We start from the raw sequence: 22,129 nt of genomic DNA, 5'->3' as shown, positions 1-22,129 counted from the left end.
GCGATTATAGCGAATTATCGTGCAATAAAAAGAGGCGCCTCACACAGAGGCGCCTCTTGATAACAAAGCGTTAGATTTAACTTATTGAACTTGGCAATTTAGACAAAATGCATAACGCCCTTGTGGGTCGTTAAAGTTGCCTAATAGTTGGCTATCTTGAGCTAACTGCTGAGTAACAGGCTGTAAACTGCTTGGAATCATCGATTGAATATCAAGGCCTATCGACATCTGAACTTGGTTCATAAACTGCTGAATAAACTGTTCAGTCGCGGTAAGTGGCTCTTCTACCCAGTAGATATTGTAGCTTTCTAGTTCAGCGAGTGAAGCGGCCGCTTCAATTGCGTCATCAAAGTCACCAATCTCGTCCACCAAACCTTTCTGCATCGCATCTTGACCCGTCCAAACTCGGCCTTGAGCAATCTTGTCGACAGCATCGACTTCCATGCCACGGTTTTCTCCAACTAGGCTAATGAATCGGCGGTAGCCATTTTCAATGCCCATTTGGAACGCGTCTTTCGCACCATCGCTGAGTCCGGTTGTAATACCAAGACCAGAGAAAGGTGACGTGCCGACACCATCCGTGTAAACACCAAGGTCGTTCAAGCCTTTTTCAAAAGTCGTGATGACACTAAAGATACCGATAGAACCCGTTAGCGTGGTTGGCTGAGCCAGGATTTTGTCTGCGCCCATTGAAATCCAGTAACCACCAGAAGCGGCAAGACTCGACATTGAAACCACCACAGGTTTGCCGGCTTCTTTAAGCGCTTCGACTTCGTTGCGAATTACTTCTGAAGCAAAGGCACTGCCTCCTGGGCTATCGACACGCAGTACAACCGCTTTTACTTTGTCGTCGTTACGCGCTTGGCGAAGCAGGGCTGCAGTGGTATCACCGCCAACAGTGCCACGAGGTTGTTTGCCATCCATAATGGCACCGCTTGCCACAATTACAGCAACATCGTGTGACTCACTGTTCATCTCTGGAAGCATGGTTGAACGGTATTCGTAGTAACCGAATGCGTTGTAGCTGTCTTGCCCATCACTGCCGAACACGTCTGCAAGCTCTAGTCGAACTTGTTGGCGTGTTGCCAGTTCATCCACTAAGCCTAGTTTTTCGGCCAGTTTCGCGATATCACCATCGACAGATTCAAGCTCTTCCAAGAAGGTGTCCATGCTTGGATTCAGCGTTTTCGCATCGATTTGACGGTTATGAGAGACATCATCTACGTATGCACCCCACAATTGTCCTAACCAACGAGAAGCCGATTCTTTCGCTGCGTCTGACATGTCGTCGCGAATGAAAGGTTCGATTGCAGATTTGTAAGTACCGACGCGGAATACATGTGTATTTACGTCAAGCTTCTCTAATAGAGTTTTGTAGAACAACGAGTAAGCACTGTAGCCTTTAAGCAGCACGCCTCCGTCTGGTGATAAGAAGACTTTATTAGCGTAGCTGGCTAGGTAGTACTGGCTTTGGTTGTAAAAGTCACCCACCGCATAGATCGGCTTACCTGTTGCTTTGAATTCATTAAGAGCCTTAGCAATGTAACGAAGCTTGGTCAGGTTGGTTTCTGGCAGCTCTTTGAGTGCTAAAACAAGACCAGTGACGTTTTCGTCGTCTTTTGCATAACGAATCGTTTCAACGATATCAAACAGGACGTTCTCTTTCGGGAGGTCTTTGCCAAGCAGTGAACCTGTTACGGAGTCCATCGGATTAATGTAGCGACTTTGCTCGACAATCGGTCCAGAAAGGTTGAGTACCAATGCCGATTGTTGCGGAACGGTTGGTTGAGTCGTATCTGAGTGAAAGTACACAAAGTAAATAATGGCGATACTGAGTAAAAAGAACAGGTTAACAAGCGCAAGACGCACAAACGTAATGAGCTTCCAAATCCCTTTAAAGATCATACCGATAAATTTGAATATTTTTTTCATTCTGTCTCCACAGTGAGATTACGTCGCTTTAACAAGTCGTAGTACCATTAATCTCAATAATATTAACTGCTTAGTATCCTACGATAATTCCCTAGCTCAAACTACACCAAGAATTGTTAATCGATATATATTCTCATTAAGTGTAGTCAAATTAAGGGTTTCTGAACGATTAATATGTCCTGCATTATGATCGGTGTTACAAAAATGTAAACGGTTGTTTGAACTTTTGGTGATTGAGCTATACTGTGGTCAGACCACAAGGATAAAATAATAGAAGTGATGTCTGCCATGTACCCACATTTACTCGAACCACTCGATCTTGGATTTACTCAGTTACGTAACCGTGTATTGATGGGATCAATGCACACGGGTTTAGAAGAAAATAAAGAAGGCCTACACAAACTCGCCGCATTTTACGAAGAGCGAGCTAGAGGAGGCGTTGGCCTTATTGTAACCGGTGGTTTTTCTCCAAATCTACGTGGCAGATTAACTCCGTTCAGTGCTGAATTCAGCAAGGTTAAACACGCGAAAGCTCACCAAGTTGTCACAGAGGCCGTGCACAAGCATGGCGGTAAAATTGCCCTTCAATTGTTGCATGCTGGCCGCTACGCGATGCACCCTTTTGCTCAAAGTGCTTCAGGCATAAAAGCGCCAATCGCCAAATTCGCACCGAGCGAAATGAGCCCGCGTCAGATTAAGAAAACCATTGATGCCTTTGCAAACAGTGCAGAGCTTGCTCAAGTCGCCGGTTATGACGGTGTTGAGATCATGGGGTCTGAGGGCTACCTCATTAACCAATTCATCTGTAAGCGTACTAACATGCGTTACGATGAATGGGGTGGCTCATATGAGAAACGCATGCGCTTCCCACTAGAGGTCGTTAAGTCGATTCGTGAAGCGGTTGGCGATGATTTTATTATCATTTTTAGACTGTCGATGCTTGATTTGGTTGAACAAGGCAGCACGTTTGAAGATGTTGTATTACTTGCTCAAAAGCTTGAAGAAGCGGGCGTGACCATTATCAATACCGGTATCGGTTGGCACGAAGCTCGTATTCCTACGATTGCGACTCAAGTACCACGTGGTGCTTTCTCTTGGGTGACGGAAAAGGTGAAGCCTTATGTGTCTATCCCAGTCGTAACATGTAACCGAATCAACACGCCAGAAGAAGCAGAACGCATTCTCAGCTCTGGTCAGGCGGATATGGTCTCTATGGCTCGTCCTTTCTTGGCGGACCCTGATTTTGTAAATAAAGCCGCGCAAGACCAAGCTCAATTTATTAATACCTGTATCGGTTGTAACCAAGCCTGTCTTGATAATGTATTCAAGGGCAAAAGAGCAAGCTGTCTAGTTAACCCACGAGCGTGTTACGAAACAGAAATTGTGGTGCAACCAGCTCAAGCAACCAAAACCATCGCTGTAGTCGGAGCTGGCCCTGCAGGTCTAGCTTGTGCGACCACATTAGCGCAGCGTGGACACACAGTTGACTTGATTGAGAAAAATGACCGAATCGGTGGCCAATTTAGACTGGCGATGCAGATTCCGGGTAAAGAAGAATTTAGAGAAACCATTCGTTACTTTGCGAACCAGATTGATGCTGCCGGTGTAAACCTTAAACTCGATACCGAAGCGACATTTGAGATGCTGCTTAAGTACGATGAAGTCGTGATGGCGGCGGGTGTTGAACCTAGAAAGCTTAATCTTGAAGGGATTGACCAAGAAAAGGTAGTCGATTACCAAACCTTAATTCGTGAAAAGACACCGGTAGGCGAAAAGGTCGCGATTGTTGGTGCTGGTGGTATCGGTATCGATGTGGCAACCATGCTCACTGAGCCAACTTCTCATGGCTTAGATGACTGGCTTCACGAATGGGGCATTGATAAAAACATGGAGCACCCAGGAGGGCTTTACCCTTATCCAGATTCATTTAGTGATAAAACAGTTTGGGTGATGCAGCGTAAAGCGGGTCGTGTCGGTAAAGGCCCAGGCAAAACTACTGGCTGGATTCATAAGCGTACGCTAGAAAAACGTGGCGTTAACCTGTTAGGTGGCGTCAGCTACAACAAAATTGATGACGATGGTCTGCACATTACCATTAACAAGAAGGAGCAGGTGCTGGATGCCGATTCCGTTATCGTGTGTGCGGGTCAAGTGTCAGTTCGTCCGTTTGAGGATATGTGGCAAGAGTTTGGTGGCAAGCTTCACGTCATCGGCGGCGCTGATTACGCGGGTGAACTTGATGCGGTACGTGCTATTCGCCAAGGTGTTGAGTTAGCGATTAAGCTCTAACAACAAACAGAGTACTCTTGTTCGATAAGCTGAACTAGATGGGGTAAATAAGCTCGAACTAGAAAGAGAAATAAGGCTCCTAAGTCATAGATTTAGGGGCCTTTATTGTTTCCAGTACTATTTGAACTATTGTGTCAATTGGACTGCCGTTGAGATTTATTATCGTTTGTATTCTGTGCTACAGTTCAACTATATAAACAATAAAAATTAGTAAGGACTTCAAATGGATGCTTTGGATCTATTGCTCAACAGACGCTCTATCGCAAAACTCTCTGATCCAGCACCTGAAGGTGTCGCGTTAGAAAATATCATCAAAGCGGGTTTACGTGCTCCAGACCATGGCGCACTGACACCGTGGCGCTTTGTTATTGCACAAGGTTCAGGGCTGCAGAAGCTCTCTGATATCTTGGTTCGTGCTGCTGAAGCGGACGAAAGCGAAGAAGCGGTCATTGAGAAAGTAAAGAAAGCGCCGTTCCGAGCTCCAATGGTCATCACCGTGATTGCTAAAGTAACCGAGCATGAGAAAGTGCCTGCTATCGAACAACACCTGTCTGCAGGATGCGCAGCTCAAGCCATGCAAATGGCCGCAGTCGCACAAGGCTTCCAAGGTTTTTGGCGTTCAGGTAAATGGATGTTCCACCCAGAAGTTCACCAAGCTTTCGGCCTAGAAGGCGACGATGAAATTGTTGGTTTCCTATACCTAGGTACTCCGGGCTGTACGCCAATGAAAGTGCCAGAGCGTGACTTCTCAAAGTTCGTCGAATTCTTATAGATCTCGTCAGGAAAACAGCGGCACAACGAATTGTTGAATGCTAACTGTATAAACAACCAGTTTTCCTTGATTTCTAGGGGCCACATTAGATAATGTGGCCCTAATTGTTTGTAGCATCTGGAAAAACATGTCTCGCCTTATTATTGCTGAAAAACCAAGCCTAGGCCGCGCGATCGCCGCCGCACTCCCTGATCCACAAAAGAAAGACCAAGGGTTTATCAAATGTGGCAACGGGGATGTGGTGACTTGGTGTATTGGACACTTATTGGAGCAGGTTGAGCCAGACGCTTATGACGACCGCTACAAAAAATGGAACTTAGCCGATCTTCCTATTGTTCCTGAGCAATGGCAGTTAAGACCACGCAAGACTTCAAGCAAACAGCTTACGGTGATCCGAAAGCTATTGAAGGACGCGACTCAAATTGTTCATGCGGGTGACCCGGATAGAGAAGGGCAGCTGCTGGTTGATGAAGTGATTGATTACTGCAAGGTCTCTAAGGCTAAGAAAGAGTCGATGGACAGGCTACTAATTAGTGACTTGAACTTGCCAGCCGTGAAGCGTGCGCTCTCTCAAATGCGCAGTAACCGAGACTTTATTCCACTGTCTATTTCTGCTTTAGCACGCTCTAGAGCCGATTGGCTGTATGGCATGAACATGACCCGAGCTTACACCTTGCTTGGTCAAAAGGCGGGTTACCAAGGCGTGTTGTCGGTAGGGCGAGTGCAAACGCCAGTGCTTGGTTTGGTGGTGAGACGTGATGAAGAGATCGAAAACTTCATTCCTAAAGATTACTTCACGCTGCATGCTTTGATCCCTTACCAAAACAATGGCCAGAGCTTTGATATTCGTGCGCGTTGGAAACCAAGCGAAGCATGTAAGCCATGGCAAGATGAAGAAGGTCGCGTGCTCAATCGAAAGCTGGTTGAGAACGTGGCTCAGCGAATTGCGAACCAACCCGCGACGGTAACAGAATCAGAGCAGAAGCAAAGCAAACAACCTGCGCCACTTCCTTATTCGCTGTCAGCTCTGCAGATTGATGCGTCTAAGCGTTTTGGTATGAGCGCTCAACAGGTACTCGACACTTGTCAGTCGTTGTACGAGAAACACAAACTCATCACTTACCCACGTTCTGACAGCCGATACCTGCCTAAAGATCACTACTCGCAACGAGAGTCAGTCGTCGATGCTATCGCTAACAATGCGAAAGAGCTGCAAAGTGGTGCTCAAGGTGCGGATCTTTCTCTTAAATCAAAAGCATGGAACGACAGCAAGGTCGATGCTCACCACGCGATAATCCCAACTCCGAAGAAATCATCGGTGAATGGCTTGTCTGCTAATGAGATGAAAATCTATCAGCAAATCGCTCGTCAGTATCTGATGCAGTTTTATCCGCCGGCCATTTTTGCCGATGCCAAGCTTGTGTTTGATATCGCTGGTGGCGTGTTCATCGCAAAAGGGCGTCAGCTTATCAACCCAGGTTGGAAGGTGTTGATGGGTAAAACGGACACCGAAGAGAAAGGCGATGGCACAGATACGGTTCCTCCATTGGATAAAGGAACGGTGCAGACGTGTCGTGAAGGCGTGATTGGCGACAAGAAAACCGAGCCACCAAAACACTTTACCGAAGCGACGTTATTACAAGCGATGACAGGTATTGCTCGCTTTGTGGCGAATAAAGATCTCAAAGCTATCTTGAAAGAGACCGATGGCCTCGGAACAGAGGCAACTCGTGCGGGCATTTTAGATACTTTGTTTAAGAGGCAGCTACTAACTCGACAAGGTAAAAGCATTCACAGTAGCCCGGCGGGGAGAGGTTTGATTAATGCCTTACCTGAGGACTCAACCTTTCCAGATATGACCGCTCACTGGGAGCATCAGTTGCAAGGTATGGCTGAACGAAACCAAGCGTATCAACCCTTCATGCAAGAATTAGAAAGCAAGATCGACGGCTTGATGGGCAAGGTAAAAACGGGTGAAGTCCCTGAGTCTCTGCGTCATCTTCCTAAAGTCGAAAGACCTGCCTTTAAACGTCGCAAAGGTGGTGGTGCGAAGTCTTATGCCAACAAAGGTACGTATGCCAAGAAAGGGACGTATGCTAAGAAAGGCACTAAAAGCTAGGAACTAAAAGTTAGGCACTGAGAACAAATTGCTGTTTATTAGCGATACTGCTGCTTATTGGTGATACTGGAACTAACGACCAACTTTGCGCCCGCAGCGCTTAAACAGCTGCTGCCAATAATCAACATGGCGGCGAGTGGATGATCGAAAGGCTTGATGCGCATCTTGGATCGGAAAGTAATAGCTGTGTAGTTCTGGCTTGGCATCAAACATAGCAAGCTGCGGGTCTAGCTGCTGATAGTAGCCATCCAGCTGCGCCATGTACGGCTGAACCTTGCCAATGTATTGTTGCTCAAACACATTGTTGAGATAGCGAAACTTAGTGGTGTCTCGTTGCTTACCACAGATGATGTTGGCGTCAAAAGTTGTCAGCTGTTTGGTAATGATATCGAGTTCGACAGAGGCATGAGATAGTGAGTAATACAAATCCCCAAGCGTCGAACTCTTCTCTAATCCTTCTTGAACCTCAGTAGTCTTGCCGGAAACGAGCGGTGTGTTTAACGCTCGGTTAATAAGCTCTAGTGCGTCACTTGTCTGTCGGACTTGTTCGCCGATATCAGCACGCAACCACTGACTTCCACGCATTTGAGACTGCATCGCTTCACTGGCATAGATGAGATTCCATTGGTGCAGTGGAAATTGTGCGAGTTTCTGTTGCTCGATTTCTTTGAGTAATTCTACGATCTCTGGATCTAATTCGTTATTAGATAAACATTGACCAACACCTTCCAGTAGAGCGACTTGATAATCGTAATTTCGGAACTCGTCGGCGACTTTTCCAAGTACGGAGTTTCTTTCTGCAATCAGATTGAATAATCCACATTGTCGAAGTTGATAACTGTCGATAAGCCCGATAGAGAGCGAAGGAACTTCAATAAACAGTTCTCGCTTTCTCGGCAGGCTTTCAAACTCCCAGTCTTCCTGTATCTCATCAGCATCTTGCACGTTGGCTATTTTGGTCTGATAGTCGTCGAAATAGTTCTGTGGGCTGTCATCGAAACATCCAGTGAGCACCATTGTTAGACACAACAGTGTTGAACGTACGAGTAAGCTTGAGATAACGCGACGACCCATGTGACGGCTACCAATCTATTTCGCTACCATCGAAATTAAAGAAGTGACCACTCACTTCAGTATTCGATGACTCTATTACAGTCACAAGGCCTTTAGCTGAAGTCTCTGTATCAATAAGAGCATTAGGGCCGCCCATTTCCGTCTGTACCCAACCAGGATGTAACGCTAACACTGTAAAGCCATTATCGGTCAAGTCGTTGCTTAAACTCTTCACAACCGAGTTTAGAGCCGCTTTAGAGGAACGATAGATATAGCCTCCGCCTGATGTGTTTTCAGACATGCTGCCCACTCTTGATGAAAGGCACGCGATCTTTTTTATTGGGCTTTTTGCAAGCAGAGGCAGTAAGGATTCAACGAGCTTGAGAGGAGCGATGGTGTTGGTTTCGAAAACACGACGCCACTCTTCTACATCGGTATTGCCTAACCCGTAACCTTTAGGGCCATAGTAGCCAGCGTTATTGATGAGAATATCGATGGATTCAAGCTTTGAAGGAAGTTCATTGACGGATTGATAGTCCGTGATGTCGAGCTGTATACACGAAAGGTTGCTGTTTTCGTTTGCGAGAGCAAGTAACTCTTGTGCTGTGGAAGCATCGCGATAGGTAGCATACACGGTGTGGCGATCATTGACGTAGTGTCGGGCTAGGCTTAAGCCAATACCTCGGTTCGCACCAGTGATAAAAATAACGCTCATAATGATTCCTTGTTAGTTCAATCAGTTAAGTGTGATGGGTTAACGCGAGAAAATCAACGCTCCACCAACTGACCATCAGCATGCTCACGAAAATCATTACTGCTGTGACAGAGCCACAGATCACACCACAGATGAGTATTACGTTTTTCATTGTTGTCTCTGAAATTAATTAAAGGTAATGATAATTATTATCACCAATTAAGGTTGTCGCCAAGTCTGAGACTGTTATGATTTTGAGACTGATACGTAATACACCTGACTATGACTCCTTTAATTTACCATCCAATTTATTCTCAGTTGCCTTTACCAGAAGGGCATCGTTATCCAATCCATAAATACCAACTGTTGCACAGTGCGGTGAAGCACCACATGGACAGCGATCCGAAATGGGGTAATGCATTCGAAATGTTTCAGCCAATGCCTGTTTCGGTAGAACAAGTAAAGCAGGTACACGATGGTGAATATGTCGATTTGCTGGTTTCTGGAAATTTGCCTGCGGCAAAAATGAGACGTATCGGCTTTCCGTGGAGCGAACAGCTTATAGAAAGAACACTCTATTCAAGTGGTGGAACCTGCTTGGCTGCAGAAATGGCCATCGAGAGTGGTTTAGCGATTCATCTCAGCGGTGGTTATCATCATGCGCACCGAGATTTTGGCAGTGGCTTCTGTTTGTTGAATGATCTGGTTTTGGCGGCCAAGCATGCGCTAACGTTTGAACATATCGATAAAGTGCTGATCGTCGACAGTGATGTGCACCATGGCGATGGTACAGCGACTCTTTGCCAAGAGAATGACGACATTATTACTCTGTCATTCCACTGCGATAAGAACTTCCCTGCGCGTAAACCTGTGTCTGACTTGGATGTGCCGTTAAGCCGTGAAACCGAAGATGAAGAGTTTCTGCGTTGCTTTGAACAAGTCACCAACATGGCTATTGCTCATCATCAACCGGATCTGATTATCTATGATGCGGGTGTCGATATTCATCGAGATGACGAATTGGGGTATTTGAATATTTCTACGCAAGGGATATTTGAACGCGATTGCTTGATGCTCAATTTAGCAAAGAGTAAAGCGATTCCAATGGCGTGTGTGGTAGGCGGTGGTTATCGGTCAGAACATAAAGATCTGGTGCCGATCCACATGCAGTTACTAAACGCTGCATTGGCTGTGAATAGCTGAATTGTTGAGGTGCGTGATCTTCAGATACAAAAAAGCCGCTGATTTCTCAGCGGCTTTCTTTAATGTGGTGGAGGGATAGGGATTTGAACCCTAGAACCGCTATTAACGGTTGCCGGTTTTCAAGACCGGTGCTTTCGACCACTCAGCCATCCCTCCAGTGCCGCGAATAATATAGTGGTGTGATTCGCTTGTAAATACCCTTATGAACTGACTGCTTTTTTTATGAACAAGTTTGTGTGTTTATATATTGCTAGAGTGAAAATTCATCTAATACAAGAGATGCCATAAACGAAGTTAAGGGGGCAGGCAAAGGTGTAGATTTAGCTTCTTGCTGTGTCGTTCTTATCTCCCTCTAGGGTTAATCTTGCCTTTAATGACTATAAGATTCATAATTAATGCATCTTATAGAGTGAAATATCCCACTATGCATATCACACGTTACACTGATTACTCCCTGCGAGTTCTGATTTATCTAGCGATCAACAACCAATCTCTTAGCACCATCGGCGACATTGCTAACAGCTATGGTATTTCTAAAAACCATTTAATGAAGATTGTTCAGCAGCTCAACCTTAAAGGTCATTTGATCGCCACCCGCGGTAAAAATGGTGGCTTGAAACTGAGTTGCCCTCCAAGTCAGATCAATATTGGTACGTTAGTTCGAGAATTAGAAGATAAGCGTAACTTAGTTGAATGCTTTGGCGAGGATAACCGCTGTGTCATTACACCAAATTGCCAATTGAAAACTATCTTTGCTGAAGCTCAAGAGTGTTTTTACAAAAGCTTAGACGCTTATAGCTTACAAGATCTCTTAGGCGAAGAGCACAGCTACATGCTAGGACAAATCTTGGCGGTTGAAGTTATTTAATTTTGGTTAACTCACTAGGTTTATGATGATGAAAGATTTGAATGCAAACCCCAATAAAGGCGTCTCAATGACAGCATTTTTTGAACTCGCGTTTCGACCGTTTTTCTTGTTTGCATCACTTTTTAGTATTGCAGCGTTAGTCGGGTGGGCCGCGTTTTGGAATGGCAGCGCAACCCTGAATGTTTATGGCGGGGCAATGTGGTGGCACATTCATGAAATGTTATTTGGCTTTGCAGCCACTGTCGTGGTGGGCTTTTTACTGACGGCAGTACAAAACTGGACAGGTGTCCGCAGCATTAACGGACGAGGGCTAATGTTACTTCTGGCTATCTGGCTTTGCGCGAGAGTAGCGATGTTCTTGCCGGATGTGTTAAGCCCTTGGTTGGTGGCTGGAATTGATTTACTGTTTTTGCCTATCGCTATGATTTCTCTTGCTCACAATATTGCCAGTGTGAAACTTTGGCGAAACCTGTTGTTCGTTCCCATTTTGTTGCTAATGACTTTTGCCAATGCCGCAATGCACTATGGCGTTCTATTTCAGCAGCCGGTCTTAATTTCACAAGCGAGTACAGGCATGGTGCTGTTGGTGACCCTAGTCATGTGCATTATGGGTGGGCGAGTCTTTCCTATGTTTACCGCTAATGGCACACAGACACCACGAACTCCTGCATTACCATGGCTTGAAAAACTGAGCATAGTCAGCACGATTCTCGCTGTTGTGTTGAGCTTTCAGATACTTCCCGTTGCACAAGGCATCGTTGCTACCGTGTTTATTGTCAGTGGCTTGGCAAACGCGTTTAGGGCGGTAAGGTGGAAGATATGGGTAGCATTCAAGACACCCCTCGTGTGGACTTTACATTTAAGCTATTGGGCAATTTCGTTAGGGCTTATTCTATTTGGCGTTTCGATCATTTCGCCATTGGTCACGCAATCACAAGCGATTCATGCGCTAACCGTGGGTGGCATGGGAGTGATGATCTTATCAATGATCTCACGTGTGTCGCTAGGACACACCGGTCGAACTATCGCGATTGGCAAAATAATGACCGCGGCGTTAATCGCCATTGTCTTTGCCTTTATTGTGCGAGTGTTTGGCGGGTACTTTACCCATAATATTGTCTATATCATTACCTTATCCAGTGCTCTGTGGGTAGCTGCATACAGTTGTTTCGTTGTGTTGTACTTACCAATTCTAATAAAACCAAAAGCTTAAATACTCCATGATAACAAGTGGGAAATTCGATCAATATTAAAGTTGCATTTAAAATGCATCTTTAATATTATGACCTTACTGAGTTACTTAAATACAACCAAAGAGAGCATGATTATGAGCTGTTGTGGCGGATGTGGTGGTTCAAACCACGAAGAACAAGCAAATGAAGCTGAGCAAAAGAAACAAGCAGAGCAGCAAGAGACTAAGCAAGAAAACGCTTAATTCAAGCAGCGCTCAAGCCAAATTTGAAAATCCAGAGATTTCGATGAAGCCTCTGGATTTTTTATTTTTATGGATTCATAGAGAGAGTCTGAGAAAAAACCAAATTTGACTCTTCAATTCAGCTTGCCCCTCCAGTTAATGACTTTACCCAAATGGCATGTATCGCTCGCCAATCACATTCAATGAACGTGCATGTAGGTAAGTGTGGTTTAACATTTGTATTGGTGACTGAAACGCGGGGGAGTATGTATTCAATAGGATTGGCGATAGTCAAACAGCAATAGAGCAGTAACAGCGCTTTGAAGTGTTCAGATGTGTCGTGAGGAACAGGTTTGGTTGTAGGAACAGATACCAATCAAGTAAGCGAAGGCTGGTCACTAAGGATTGTGAAAGATGAGATCTTAGGTGCGATTGATTGTACGTCAGATGCAAAAAAGCCGCTGATTTCTCAACGGCTTTCTTTAATGTGGTGGAGGGATAGGGATTTGAACCCTAGAACCGCTATTAACGGTTGCCGGTTTTCAAGACCGGTGCTTTCGACCACTCAGCCATCCCTCCAGTGGCGTGAATAATATAAGGGGGAGAGTGCCTTGTAAACCCTTAATTATCATAATCTTGTTTGGTTGCTTGTTTTCTAGTCATTAGTGGCAATAAAAAAGGGAAGCTGCATGCTTCCCTTCTTTGTATGGTGACTAGTTAGTCATTTTTTGTGTAGAAACGCTGCAGCTCTGTTAAGCCTTGCATTAATACTGGTAAGCGAGGGCTTACATCTTTTAGGCGTTTGTAGTTCTGGTCATACAGTTTGTAGTTGCCAAACTTATCTAACACCGTTGTTTGCTGAGCAGTCACAAGAGCCAGTTCACGAGAGTCGCCCGCTAGGATCCACTTTCTCTTACGTTCATCAAACAGGCTGCGACCGCTACTGAAATCTGTTGGATTTGAAGAAACACCAAGCAGCTCTTGCATCAATGTTACGGACACATCTAAATGACTCGAGCGATGCGTGTATTCAGAAGCAGACTTACCAGGCCAGCTGATGAACAAAGGCACCTGCAGTTGGTAGCGACTGTAGTTGGAGTTTGCGCCCCAACTGTTGGTCTTGGTTTCGTTAAATTCAGTACCATGGTTCGACGTGATGATAACCACAGTGTTGTCTTTAAGGTCGAGACGTTCTAATTCTGCGTAAATAGTTGCAAGCTGAGTATCGGCCGCTTGAGCTGACTTTTGGTAGTCTGCAGCAAAGCGTTCTGCCGTGGTCAACGTAGAGTCTGACTCTGAACTTGAATCGTAGTTAGAGAAGTTATCCAGCGTGGTCAGTTCAATGAAGTTAAACCAAGGACGTTTAGCTTGTGGTGATTGAATCCAGTTAGACCAAGCTTGTATCGCGCTTTTGTCATCATAAGTTGCTTGCTCTGGCATAACATCACGGCCTCGGAAGATGATTTCCGAGTAAAGTGCATCGTCAAAGTTGTCGCCACTGAAAGCCGCAAACTTATAATTGTGATTATCTAAAACGTCCAACAGTACTGCACTCGAGCCTTGAGCTTCGATGCTGCTTGCGTAGCTGCTCGGGAGGCCATAGAACAAACCGAAGATACCAAACATGTCGTTACTTGAACTGTAGTGATTGGTGAAGTTGATCGCTTGCTGTGAGTACGCGTAGCTGTTTGGCATCGCAGTGGCATTAAGTGCATCAGAGCGAAGGTTATTTACACTCACCATCAGGATATTAAGATCATCACTGCGGCGGTTGTATTGAATTTTTTCTAGCGGGTAGCTAACTAAATTTACGTTCTCTTTGTTCGCTTCTAAACGCTGTAGATACTCTTCACGGTCTAACAGGCCATGTTTTTCCATAAAGCTTTTCGCTGTCATTGGGTAAGACAGTGGGAAGTTCGCTTTTTGGCTGGTAATTGGGTTATAGAAATACGCATCAGCCCACATGTAGGTCAAGTGGCTACTGATGAAACACAAAAAGAAAACGGCTGTGATCGGACGGCCAACGTGTTTATGAGACAGTTTACGCTGCTTACGCCAAACCCACTCAGATAGTCCGAGCTGTAATAAGAAGATAAGCGGCATAACAATAAAGAGGTGCTGCAAATCAGAAGTAAATGCAGATTCCTCTCCACTGAATAAAACCTCCCACACAACAGGCGTCAGGTGGAGGTTTATATTTTGATACGTTTGAGTATCAATAAGAAGGACAGTTAAACCTACGGTTGCGAAACAAACGGCAACCAAGCGTAATAACTTCCTCGACGGAAGAATAAAAGTGAGTGGAAACAGCACTAATAGGTAGAGAGCGAATACTAAAAAGCCAAAATGACCGACCCATGATGCAGCCAAATAGAATTGACCCAGCAAGGTGTCTGGCCAAGCAGATTGAGTAATATAACGAGTACCTATCAACATCGCCGCAATGATGTTGAAAAATGCAAACCAGTGTCCCCAACCAACCAGTCGAGATACACGATCGCTATAAGAGTTTGCGCTGTCTACCATTTATAATTCTTTTATCCGTCAATCAAATTTAGTGAGACTGTTTGTCTTCAATAGAAGAAACCAAAGCCTCGGCAAATTTTTCAGCAATTCCTTTGCGTTGTGAAGCAGCAACGTTCTGATTTAAGACATTGGTTGCGATATTTCCAGCGATCATCAGTGAAAGTTCTGGTGAAGCTTTGTGCTTTGTTAGTACAGCACCTACTTCAGCTAGGATTTTTTCAACTTGTTCATCTGTGTATTTAGATATAATCGGCATAAGGACTCTAATAATGATAGTAAAAGCGGCTTATGATAACCTACTATGCACGACAACTGAAACCTGAACGGTAATATTTTCACTATGAGCCTTCACCTTTCCAACGTAATTTTACACCAGTTAAGCAAGAACGATCAGGAAGAACTGATTGTTAACTACCGTGCTGAATCTCTAGAAAACGATGCTTCGTCTGAAAGCCTTGTTGCTGAGCTTCACCGAGTGTTCAACTCAAAAGCAGGTAAAGGGTTTGGTTCTTTCAAATCCGACAGCGAATTCCAGCAGTCGTTGCATGAATTTCGAGCGGGAGAGCAAAGTTTTTATGATTTCTCTCAAAAAAGTGCGCTACGTCTAAAAGATGAGCTTTCAAAGTATCCTTTTGCTGATGAAGGCACTTTGGTGCTTGCTGAATATCAATCACTGGCGACAGACTACCTTTTCATTGGTTTACTGCCTTCGAACCAAAGTTTGAAAGTGACTGAAGGGCTAGACATCAGCGCGACTGATTACCTTGATATCTCTAAGATGGATATTGTTGCGCGCCTTGATCTTTCAACATACGACACAGACAAAGAGTCAAACCGTTACCTTACTTACATTAAAGGACGTGTTGGCCGTAAAGTCGCAGATTTCTTCTTAGATTTCCTTCAAGCAGAAGTTGGCTTAGATGCTAAGCAGCAAAACCAAGTACTGATGCAAGCGGTAGAAGATTTCGTTTCTGACTCTAAGTTAGAAAAAGAAGAAGCGATCAGCTATAAAAAGCAGGTTGCAGATTACTGTAACGAACAGCTAAAAGCGGGCGATGAAGTTCAAGTTCGTGAGCTGTCTGGTGAATTACCAGCAAGCACAGATGGCACTAGCTTCTTTGACTATACTAGTGAACAAGGTTATGAGTTAGAAGATAGCTTCCCAGCTGATCGCGCAACTATGCGTAAACTAACAAAATTTGTTGGTGCTGGTGGCGGTTTGAATGTTAGTTTTGATAGTCTGCTTCTAGGCGAACGTATCTTTTACGATCCGGAGACAGACACGCTAACGATTAAAGGCACACCACCGAACTTACGTGACCAACTGACTCGCAATAAGTCGTAGTCCGAAGTTAACGGATAAAAGCGACAGCAGGATGTTGTCGCTTATTTTGTGCTTAATCTTTTAGCTACGGTCATGGCTTCAAGTTAACACGCACAAGGAATATAGATGGAACAATCAGTGGCAACGCCCCATCGCTTTAAAAAGCCTGCAACTTTCTTGGTTGTACTTCTGGCTCTATGGCTACTTCCTTCGTTGGCCATTCTTCAGCTCAGCCGTTCTTACAATAATTCCCTTGCTCAAATAGAAGAACTTGGTATTCGTGTTACTGAGTTAAGGCAGTCGCTTTACTTCTCTGAACCGCTCCGAGTCTCTCGTATTAATGACTTAGCCCTTGATGCACAGTTGGTGTATTCGATTCGATTACAGATTGAATCGGATTTTGAGCATGCGTTTTTCCGCCCTGACGTCAATCAACTGCTGTATGTCGCAGACCAATTTTTAGAAAAGTTCGATGAGTTCATCCCGATAGAAAGCCAAGTACAAGCGAGTGTCGATAACATCAAGGCATTGCGTGCTGACAGTAAGACTTCATCTAAGTTAAAGCCTCTATTAAACGAATTTGGCGTTGTGGTATTTGAAGCCATGTACTCCGATAACCAAAGCTCATCGGCGACGTATCGCTCTTTCGACTCGATTCTTAAGCGTTCTTATTCGTTAAAAACCAAAGAGCAAGAAGCCATGCAGCAGTTACTTGCTGATGCTTCTGCGTTATTGGGTGATTACGCTCAGCTTAACTATTTGGTTGATAAGATTAAGAAAAACTCAGTCAATGAGCAGATCATCAAGCTTGAAGCTCAATTCCATAAGAGTCAGTTCAACCTACTGCTCGTAGCCTTGGGTTTAAGTTTACTCGCGATGATCGCACTGATTTTATGGGGAGTTGGTTTCAAAAAGAGCACATCACAAGCTGAAAGTGATTCGGGCCATGAACTTGAGACCAATTTAGGAAAACCAGCGAGCAGTTCGAACGCCACGGCGAACCAAGTAGAAACGACTGATTCAAAGGACACGTTCTCTGATGTAAAACAGGCTAACCATGTCGCCGCAGCACCAGAAAGGGCGCAGTCGATTCAGCACTCAGTGAATGAACCTCAAACGGTATCAACAAGCCATCAAGAGTCAGAGGCTCATTTGGCAGAGAAACACATCGCAAGTGTGACGGATTCAAAGCCTGCTATTGATATTGAAGAGATGTTAGAGACTCTGGACGGTGACGCTGAATCTGTGAGCTTATTGTTGGGCGTGTTTGTGCAAGACCATGCCGAAGATTATACAAAATTCAAATCTTTACTGACAAAAGATGAGACGTCTGCAGCTCGAATCGTACATAGCTTGAAAGGCGTTGCCGGAAGTATCAAAGCATCGAGATTGGCGATTATTGCCGCCAGTATTGAGATGACAATGAAGCAATCTCGCGCGATCAGTGAGTACGATCTTGAGGAGTTAGAATTGGCGATCCAGGCTTCAGTCGACTCTGCCATGGCGTATTTAGATCAATCGCACTAATTTTGCGAGAGTTTTGACAATACTCTGACGAAGTGCTCATACAATCCGCGCCATTAGTCTTTGTCAGAGGTGTATATGTTGCGTGTTTCTAGTAAGTGTTTGATGGTGTGGGTACTTAGCATTGTTCTAAGTGGTTGTTCTCTCTTAGAAGTTAAGTTAGATAGCCAAACAACACCACTGACTCAACAAGAGCTCAATGCTCGGATTATGACGCGTGAATACGCTAAGATTTTCTTTACTCGCGTAGAGGATTCGGCTGATTTCATCGCTCAATCTTATCCTGCCGACGATACCCTACATCAATCTTATGTACTGCTTTGGAAGATCCACGCAGAGCAAGGACTTCAGCAAGCGGCTTACCAAACATCTCCAATGTCTGCGTTAATTGATTCGTGGGTGTTTACCGCTCAAATGGACCAGTTTTTTACACAAGGCGACGGTGCTGACCTATTCATAACTGATCATGCAGTAGAAACCGCTCACGACCTTACTCAAGAAGTAGAAAAATTGGCAAAAGGCGTATTGAGTTCTGGTGATTTTAAGAAAAGCCAAGCGTTCGTCGCAGAGTTTGCCGCTAGCCATCCATTTAAAGATCTCACATTCAGAAGTACGCCAGCTTATCGCGATTGGTTAGCTTACTTAGGTAAAGACGAATCTCAAATCGTGCAAAACTTAGGAACCATGCCTGAGGCGATGAGTGATGCATCAGACCGTTTAAGCGTAATGGCTGACCAAACGCCGAAACTGATGACGTGGAAGGCCGAGTTGGTTGCTCTGAACAGCTCTTTAACGGGTGAAGACTTGTCGATGACGCTGGAAAGCCTTCGTCAAACATCAGCAAGCATGCAGGATTTCATCGAAAACAATCCTGAGTACATGCAAACGCTAGCTTCTATTATGTCGACAGAAATGCAGCCATTGCTAAACGACCTCAGCGATAAGACAGACCAAAAATTAGCGATGCTTAGCGATGAACGTGTGGCATTGGAAAAAATGGTGACGCGTGAGAGAGAAGCGCTAGTACAGATGATTGAGAAAGAGCGCATCGAGATTGCAGGTATTGTGACTTCAGAAAGAGAGTTGTTCACTCAAGATCTCGACCGTGTTTCTCAAGAAGTGGTCGTGCTTGCGATTGATAAGCTGATGGAGTTAATCAAAAGTGTGATTATCTACTTCATTCTCTTTATCTTGGTAGTATTCTTTGCACCGTTAGGCATCGGTTACTGGCTGGGTAAACGAACTGCCAACAAATAAGTAAATGAGTGATTTTCAGTAACTAAGTAGATCAAAAAAGAGCGCTCTAGGGCGCTCTTTTTGTATTTAAATCATTAACGTTTAATGACTTACGCTTGCTGCTTACTTAACTCTGTCGCTTCTTCTGCTTCAAACGCAGGCGCTGTCGGTTCGCACTTATCAACGAACCAACCCATGTAAGATGTCACGATAGTCACGATGATACAGATGAAGCTTAACCACATGAACGGTGCGTAAGACAGGGTAGCAACGCCCAGAATACTCGCCATGTAGATACCGTTATCACTCCAAGGAACCATACCTGACGTTAACGTGCCGCCGAACTCTGCGTTACGAGAAAGGTTCTTACGTTTGTAGCCTAAGCGGTCGTAGTTCTTCGCACAGATTTTTGGTGTAAGGATGAGCGATACGTACATTGCTGAACCAAACACGTTACCCATGAAAGCTGTACCAATGGTGCTAGTCGCTAGTGAACCTGCGCTGTTTACGCGGCGCTCAAACACTTTAGCAATCGTCTCTAGCACACCTACTTTATCCAGCAAGCCACCGAAACCTAAACCAAACACGATAACTGCAACCGAACCAAGCATTGAAGACATGCCGCCACGGTTAAGAATCGAATCAATGAACTCCACGCCAGATGAGATAGAGAACGGTGCCCATGCTGTGTTAAATGCAGTCAGGAAGTCGATCTCTTGGATCATCACTGCCCAGATAATACCTAACAGAGAACCAAAACTGATCACTGGGAATGACGGCATGCGGAAAGCCAATAGGCCAAGCACGATCAATACAGGAACGAATGAGTAAGGCGTGATGTAGAACTGAACTTCCATTGCTTTGATTACAGAGTCAACTTGGCTCATGTCAACGTTGCCCGCGTAGTGGAAACCAAACGCAGTAAACATGATGCCAGTAATCACGTAGCTGATTAACGCAACTGGAAGCATGCCCTTGATGTGTTCAACCACTTCAACACCAGACATTGAAGAAGCCAGAATCACTGAATCAGAAAGTGGAGACATCTTGTCACCGAAGTAACAGCCCGAAAGTACAGCACCAGCGGTGATTGGTGCTGGAACACCTAGGCCTTGACCAATACCCATCATCGCAATACCGGCAGTACCAGCAGCTCCCCAAGAGGTGCCTGTTGCCAGAGCGGTTAGAGAACAGATGATCATGGTAGCTAAAAGGAAGATAGAAGGGTGGATAGCTTTCAGACCGTAGTAAATGATAGTGGGTACAATACCGCCCGAGATCCACGTACCAACAAGAGCGCCAACCGCTAAAAGTATTAAAACTGCACCTAAGCCATTAGATATTCCTTTGAGTGCTGCTTTTTCTAAGTCTTTGTATTCGTGGCCAAGGCGAATACCTAGCACCATGATAATGAACCAGCCAATGTACAAGGCAAGTTGGATTGGAAGATCAAGCTTTGCTGTAAAGGAAAAAGCAAGGGATAGAAATAGTCCTAACGCGATGATTACCTGCAATAGGTTCGGTAGGCGAGTTTTACTCTGCTTCATATAAGCCTCTTGTTATTTCGAGCATTTATAGTGCTTCGTTATAGTTTGGGGTACGACGTGGACACTACAGTAATTAGATTATTATATCGAAAAAATACACATAAGTTGTGATATTTGACTATTAAGTCAATGTGTCGTGGTTGCATTGTCTGAATTTTTGTTACATTCATGATTGTTACATGTTGATTTTTGTCGCACGTTGTTTTCGTTGTGTAAAATATTATTCTGATTAACCATTGTTAAATAGTGGTAATTGCTGTTGTCGCTTGGTTCTATCAGGATGGAAAATAGAGCGTTTTTATTGGCCAAACCTTTGATGCTAACCATATTGCGTGCTTTATCAGTGGTAAAGGCGACGAATGCGATTCATAGATAACTGCACTATTCATCGCGTTCACTTAAAAGAAACGAAAAAGTTACACTTTTTGCTAAAAAGCACTTGAGTTCTGTTTCTGAAAAACTTATAGATGGGGGAGAGCAATTTTTAATTTATACATGGAGAGTGAGAGATGAGAGTAGGTCTAGTTGGTTGGCGCGGTATGGTTGGTTCTGTACTGATGCAACGTATGGTTGAAGAAAAAGACTTCGACCTGATTGAGCCTGTTTATTACAGCACATCTCAAATTGGTATCCCTGCCCCTGTTTTAGGTGGCAAAGAGGCGGGTCTGCTTCAAGATGCCTTTGATATTGATAGCCTAAAACAACTTGATGCCGTTATTACCTGTCAAGGTGGCGATTACACTTCAAAAGTTTACCCAGCACTGCGTCAAGCAGGTTGGAAAGGTTACTGGATTGATGCAGCTTCTACGCTAAGAATGGATGCTGACTCCATCATCACATTAGATCCGGTTAACTTGGCTCAGATTCAGCAAGGCATCCACGGTGGCACCAATACTTTCGTTGGTGGTAACTGTACGGTGAGCTTGATGCTAATGGCATTGGGTGGCCTATATGAAAAAGGCATGATTGAGTGGATGAGTGCTATGACTTACCAAGCAGCCTCTGGTGCGGGTGCTAAGAACATGCGTGAACTTATCTCTCAAATGGGTGTTATCAACGACAGCGTTAGCTCAGAGCTAGCGAACCCAGCAAGCTCTATTCTTGATATCGATAAGAAAGTTGCTGACACGATCCGTTCTTCATCATTCCCAACTGACCAGTTCGGCGCTCCTCTTGCAGGTTCACTGATTCCTTGGATCGATGTGAAGCGTGAAAACGGTCAAAGCAAAGAAGAGTGGAAAGCGGGTGTTGAAGCGAACAAGATTCTCGGCCTAGATGGTCAGCCAATTCCTATTGATGGAACTTGTGTTCGAATCGGTGCAATGCGTTGTCACGCTCAAGCACTAACGATTAAGCTTAAGCAAGACGTTCCAATGGACGAAATCGAAGAGATCATCGCGACTCACAATGATTGGGTTAAAGTGGTTCCTAATGACCGTGACATTACTGCTCAAGAGCTGACTCCAGCGAAAGTAACAGGCACGATGTCTGTACCAGTAGGTCGTCTACGTAAGATGTCTATGGGTAACGACTTCCTAAACGCGTTTACTGTTGGTGACCAATTACTTTGGGGTGCTGCAGAACCACTACGTCGTACATTACGCATTATCTTAGCTGAGAAAGCGTAA

17 protein-coding genes and 2 tRNA genes are annotated in these 22,129 nt (G+C 44.7%); 10 read left to right on the top strand and 9 right to left on the bottom strand.

The window, feature by feature from the left end; translation table 11 throughout:
- Positions 1-81: 81 nt before the first annotated feature.
- Complete coding sequence (sppA, locus tag QUF19_RS12140) at positions 82-1,932, bottom strand: signal peptide peptidase SppA (RefSeq protein WP_286294085.1); 1,851 nt, start codon at positions 1,930-1,932, stop codon at positions 82-84.
- Positions 1,933-2,211: 279 nt separating this feature from the next.
- Here sppA and QUF19_RS12135 point away from each other — a divergent pair, with 279 nt between their 5' ends.
- From QUF19_RS12135 to QUF19_RS12125, 3 genes are all read left to right on the top strand, one after another.
- Complete coding sequence (locus tag QUF19_RS12135; RefSeq protein WP_286298883.1) at positions 2,212-4,221, top strand: NADPH-dependent 2,4-dienoyl-CoA reductase; 2,010 nt, start codon at positions 2,212-2,214, stop codon at positions 4,219-4,221.
- Between the two features lie 223 nt (positions 4,222-4,444).
- Entirely contained in the window at positions 4,445-4,993 is a 549-nt protein-coding gene (locus QUF19_RS12130) for an NAD(P)H nitroreductase (protein WP_017070328.1), read from the top strand.
- A gap of 127 nt (positions 4,994-5,120) precedes the next feature.
- Positions 5,121-7,112, top strand: a complete 1,992-nt coding sequence (locus QUF19_RS12125; protein WP_286294079.1) for a DNA topoisomerase III — start codon at positions 5,121-5,123, stop codon at positions 7,110-7,112.
- A 72-nt stretch (positions 7,113-7,184) separates the two neighbouring features.
- On the opposite strand, the gene QUF19_RS12120 is transcribed toward QUF19_RS12125, so the two are convergent.
- Genes QUF19_RS12120 through QUF19_RS12110 form a run of 3 tightly spaced genes read right to left on the bottom strand, consistent with a single transcriptional unit; the run spans position 7,185 to position 9,031 of the window.
- Positions 7,185-8,186: a DUF3080 domain-containing protein gene (locus QUF19_RS12120; RefSeq protein WP_286294078.1), complete on the bottom strand. Its 1,002-nt coding sequence runs from the start codon at positions 8,184-8,186 to the stop codon at positions 7,185-7,187.
- Positions 8,187-8,193: 7 nt separating this feature from the next.
- Positions 8,194-8,880, bottom strand: a complete 687-nt coding sequence (locus QUF19_RS12115) for an SDR family oxidoreductase (RefSeq protein WP_286294074.1) — start codon at positions 8,878-8,880, stop codon at positions 8,194-8,196.
- A 25-nt stretch (positions 8,881-8,905) separates the two neighbouring features.
- Positions 8,906-9,031, bottom strand: coding sequence for a hypothetical protein (locus QUF19_RS12110; RefSeq protein WP_286294073.1), 126 nt, complete (start codon positions 9,029-9,031; stop codon positions 8,906-8,908).
- A gap of 110 nt (positions 9,032-9,141) precedes the next feature.
- Here QUF19_RS12110 and QUF19_RS12105 point away from each other — a divergent pair, with 110 nt between their 5' ends.
- The gene (locus QUF19_RS12105) at positions 9,142-10,062 is read left to right on the top strand and encodes a histone deacetylase family protein (protein ID WP_286294070.1); all 921 of its coding nucleotides are present in this window, start codon (positions 9,142-9,144) and stop codon (positions 10,060-10,062) included.
- Between the two features lie 65 nt (positions 10,063-10,127).
- On the opposite strand, the gene QUF19_RS12100 is transcribed toward QUF19_RS12105, so the two are convergent.
- Positions 10,128-10,218: transfer RNA gene (locus QUF19_RS12100), tRNA-Ser, on the bottom strand.
- Between the two features lie 268 nt (positions 10,219-10,486).
- On the opposite strand from QUF19_RS12100, the gene QUF19_RS12095 reads away from it, so the two are divergent.
- Both QUF19_RS12095 and QUF19_RS12090 read left to right on the top strand, forming a co-directional pair.
- Positions 10,487-10,930, top strand: coding sequence for an RrF2 family transcriptional regulator (locus QUF19_RS12095; protein WP_286294068.1), 444 nt, complete (start codon positions 10,487-10,489; stop codon positions 10,928-10,930).
- Positions 10,931-10,958: 28 nt separating this feature from the next.
- Complete coding sequence (locus QUF19_RS12090) at positions 10,959-12,143, top strand: NnrS family protein (protein ID WP_353505915.1); 1,185 nt, start codon at positions 10,959-10,961, stop codon at positions 12,141-12,143.
- Positions 12,144-12,832: 689 nt separating this feature from the next.
- On the opposite strand, the gene QUF19_RS12085 is transcribed toward QUF19_RS12090, so the two are convergent.
- The 3 genes from QUF19_RS12085 to QUF19_RS12075 all read right to left on the bottom strand — a co-directional run bounded on the left by QUF19_RS12085 (position 12,833) and on the right by QUF19_RS12075 (position 15,126).
- Positions 12,833-12,923: transfer RNA gene (locus tag QUF19_RS12085), tRNA-Ser, on the bottom strand.
- Between the two features lie 138 nt (positions 12,924-13,061).
- Positions 13,062-14,870 (bottom strand): DUF3413 domain-containing protein, encoded by a 1,809-nt coding sequence (locus QUF19_RS12080; RefSeq protein ID WP_286294064.1) that lies wholly within the window; start codon positions 14,868-14,870, stop codon positions 13,062-13,064.
- A gap of 28 nt (positions 14,871-14,898) precedes the next feature.
- Positions 14,899-15,126, bottom strand: coding sequence for a YejL family protein (locus QUF19_RS12075; protein WP_102433952.1), 228 nt, complete (start codon positions 15,124-15,126; stop codon positions 14,899-14,901).
- Positions 15,127-15,210: 84 nt separating this feature from the next.
- Between QUF19_RS12075 and yejK the strand changes: the two genes are divergently transcribed.
- From yejK to QUF19_RS12060, 3 genes are all read left to right on the top strand, one after another.
- Positions 15,211-16,215, top strand: a complete 1,005-nt coding sequence (gene yejK, locus QUF19_RS12070) for a nucleoid-associated protein YejK (protein ID WP_017111125.1) — start codon at positions 15,211-15,213, stop codon at positions 16,213-16,215.
- A gap of 105 nt (positions 16,216-16,320) precedes the next feature.
- Positions 16,321-17,721: an Hpt domain-containing protein gene (locus QUF19_RS12065; RefSeq protein ID WP_286294057.1), complete on the top strand. Its 1,401-nt coding sequence runs from the start codon at positions 16,321-16,323 to the stop codon at positions 17,719-17,721.
- A gap of 75 nt (positions 17,722-17,796) precedes the next feature.
- Positions 17,797-18,975 (top strand): chemotaxis protein, encoded by a 1,179-nt coding sequence (locus QUF19_RS12060; protein WP_286294055.1) that lies wholly within the window; start codon positions 17,797-17,799, stop codon positions 18,973-18,975.
- A gap of 89 nt (positions 18,976-19,064) precedes the next feature.
- Here QUF19_RS12060 and nhaC read toward each other — a convergent pair whose 3' ends face one another.
- The gene (gene nhaC / locus QUF19_RS12055) at positions 19,065-20,501 is read right to left on the bottom strand and encodes a Na+/H+ antiporter NhaC (protein ID WP_017107354.1); all 1,437 of its coding nucleotides are present in this window, start codon (positions 20,499-20,501) and stop codon (positions 19,065-19,067) included.
- A 509-nt stretch (positions 20,502-21,010) separates the two neighbouring features.
- Between nhaC and asd the strand changes: the two genes are divergently transcribed.
- On the top strand, positions 21,011-22,129 hold the full coding sequence (gene asd, locus QUF19_RS12050) for an aspartate-semialdehyde dehydrogenase (RefSeq protein WP_017107353.1): 1,119 nt from the start codon (positions 21,011-21,013) through the stop codon (positions 22,127-22,129).

The organism is Vibrio sp. FE10 (assembly GCF_030297155.1).
In the GTDB taxonomy this organism is placed as follows: Bacteria; Pseudomonadota; Gammaproteobacteria; order Enterobacterales; family Vibrionaceae; genus Vibrio; species Vibrio apostichopi.
This window is presented reverse-complemented; position numbering and strand designations above follow the sequence as displayed.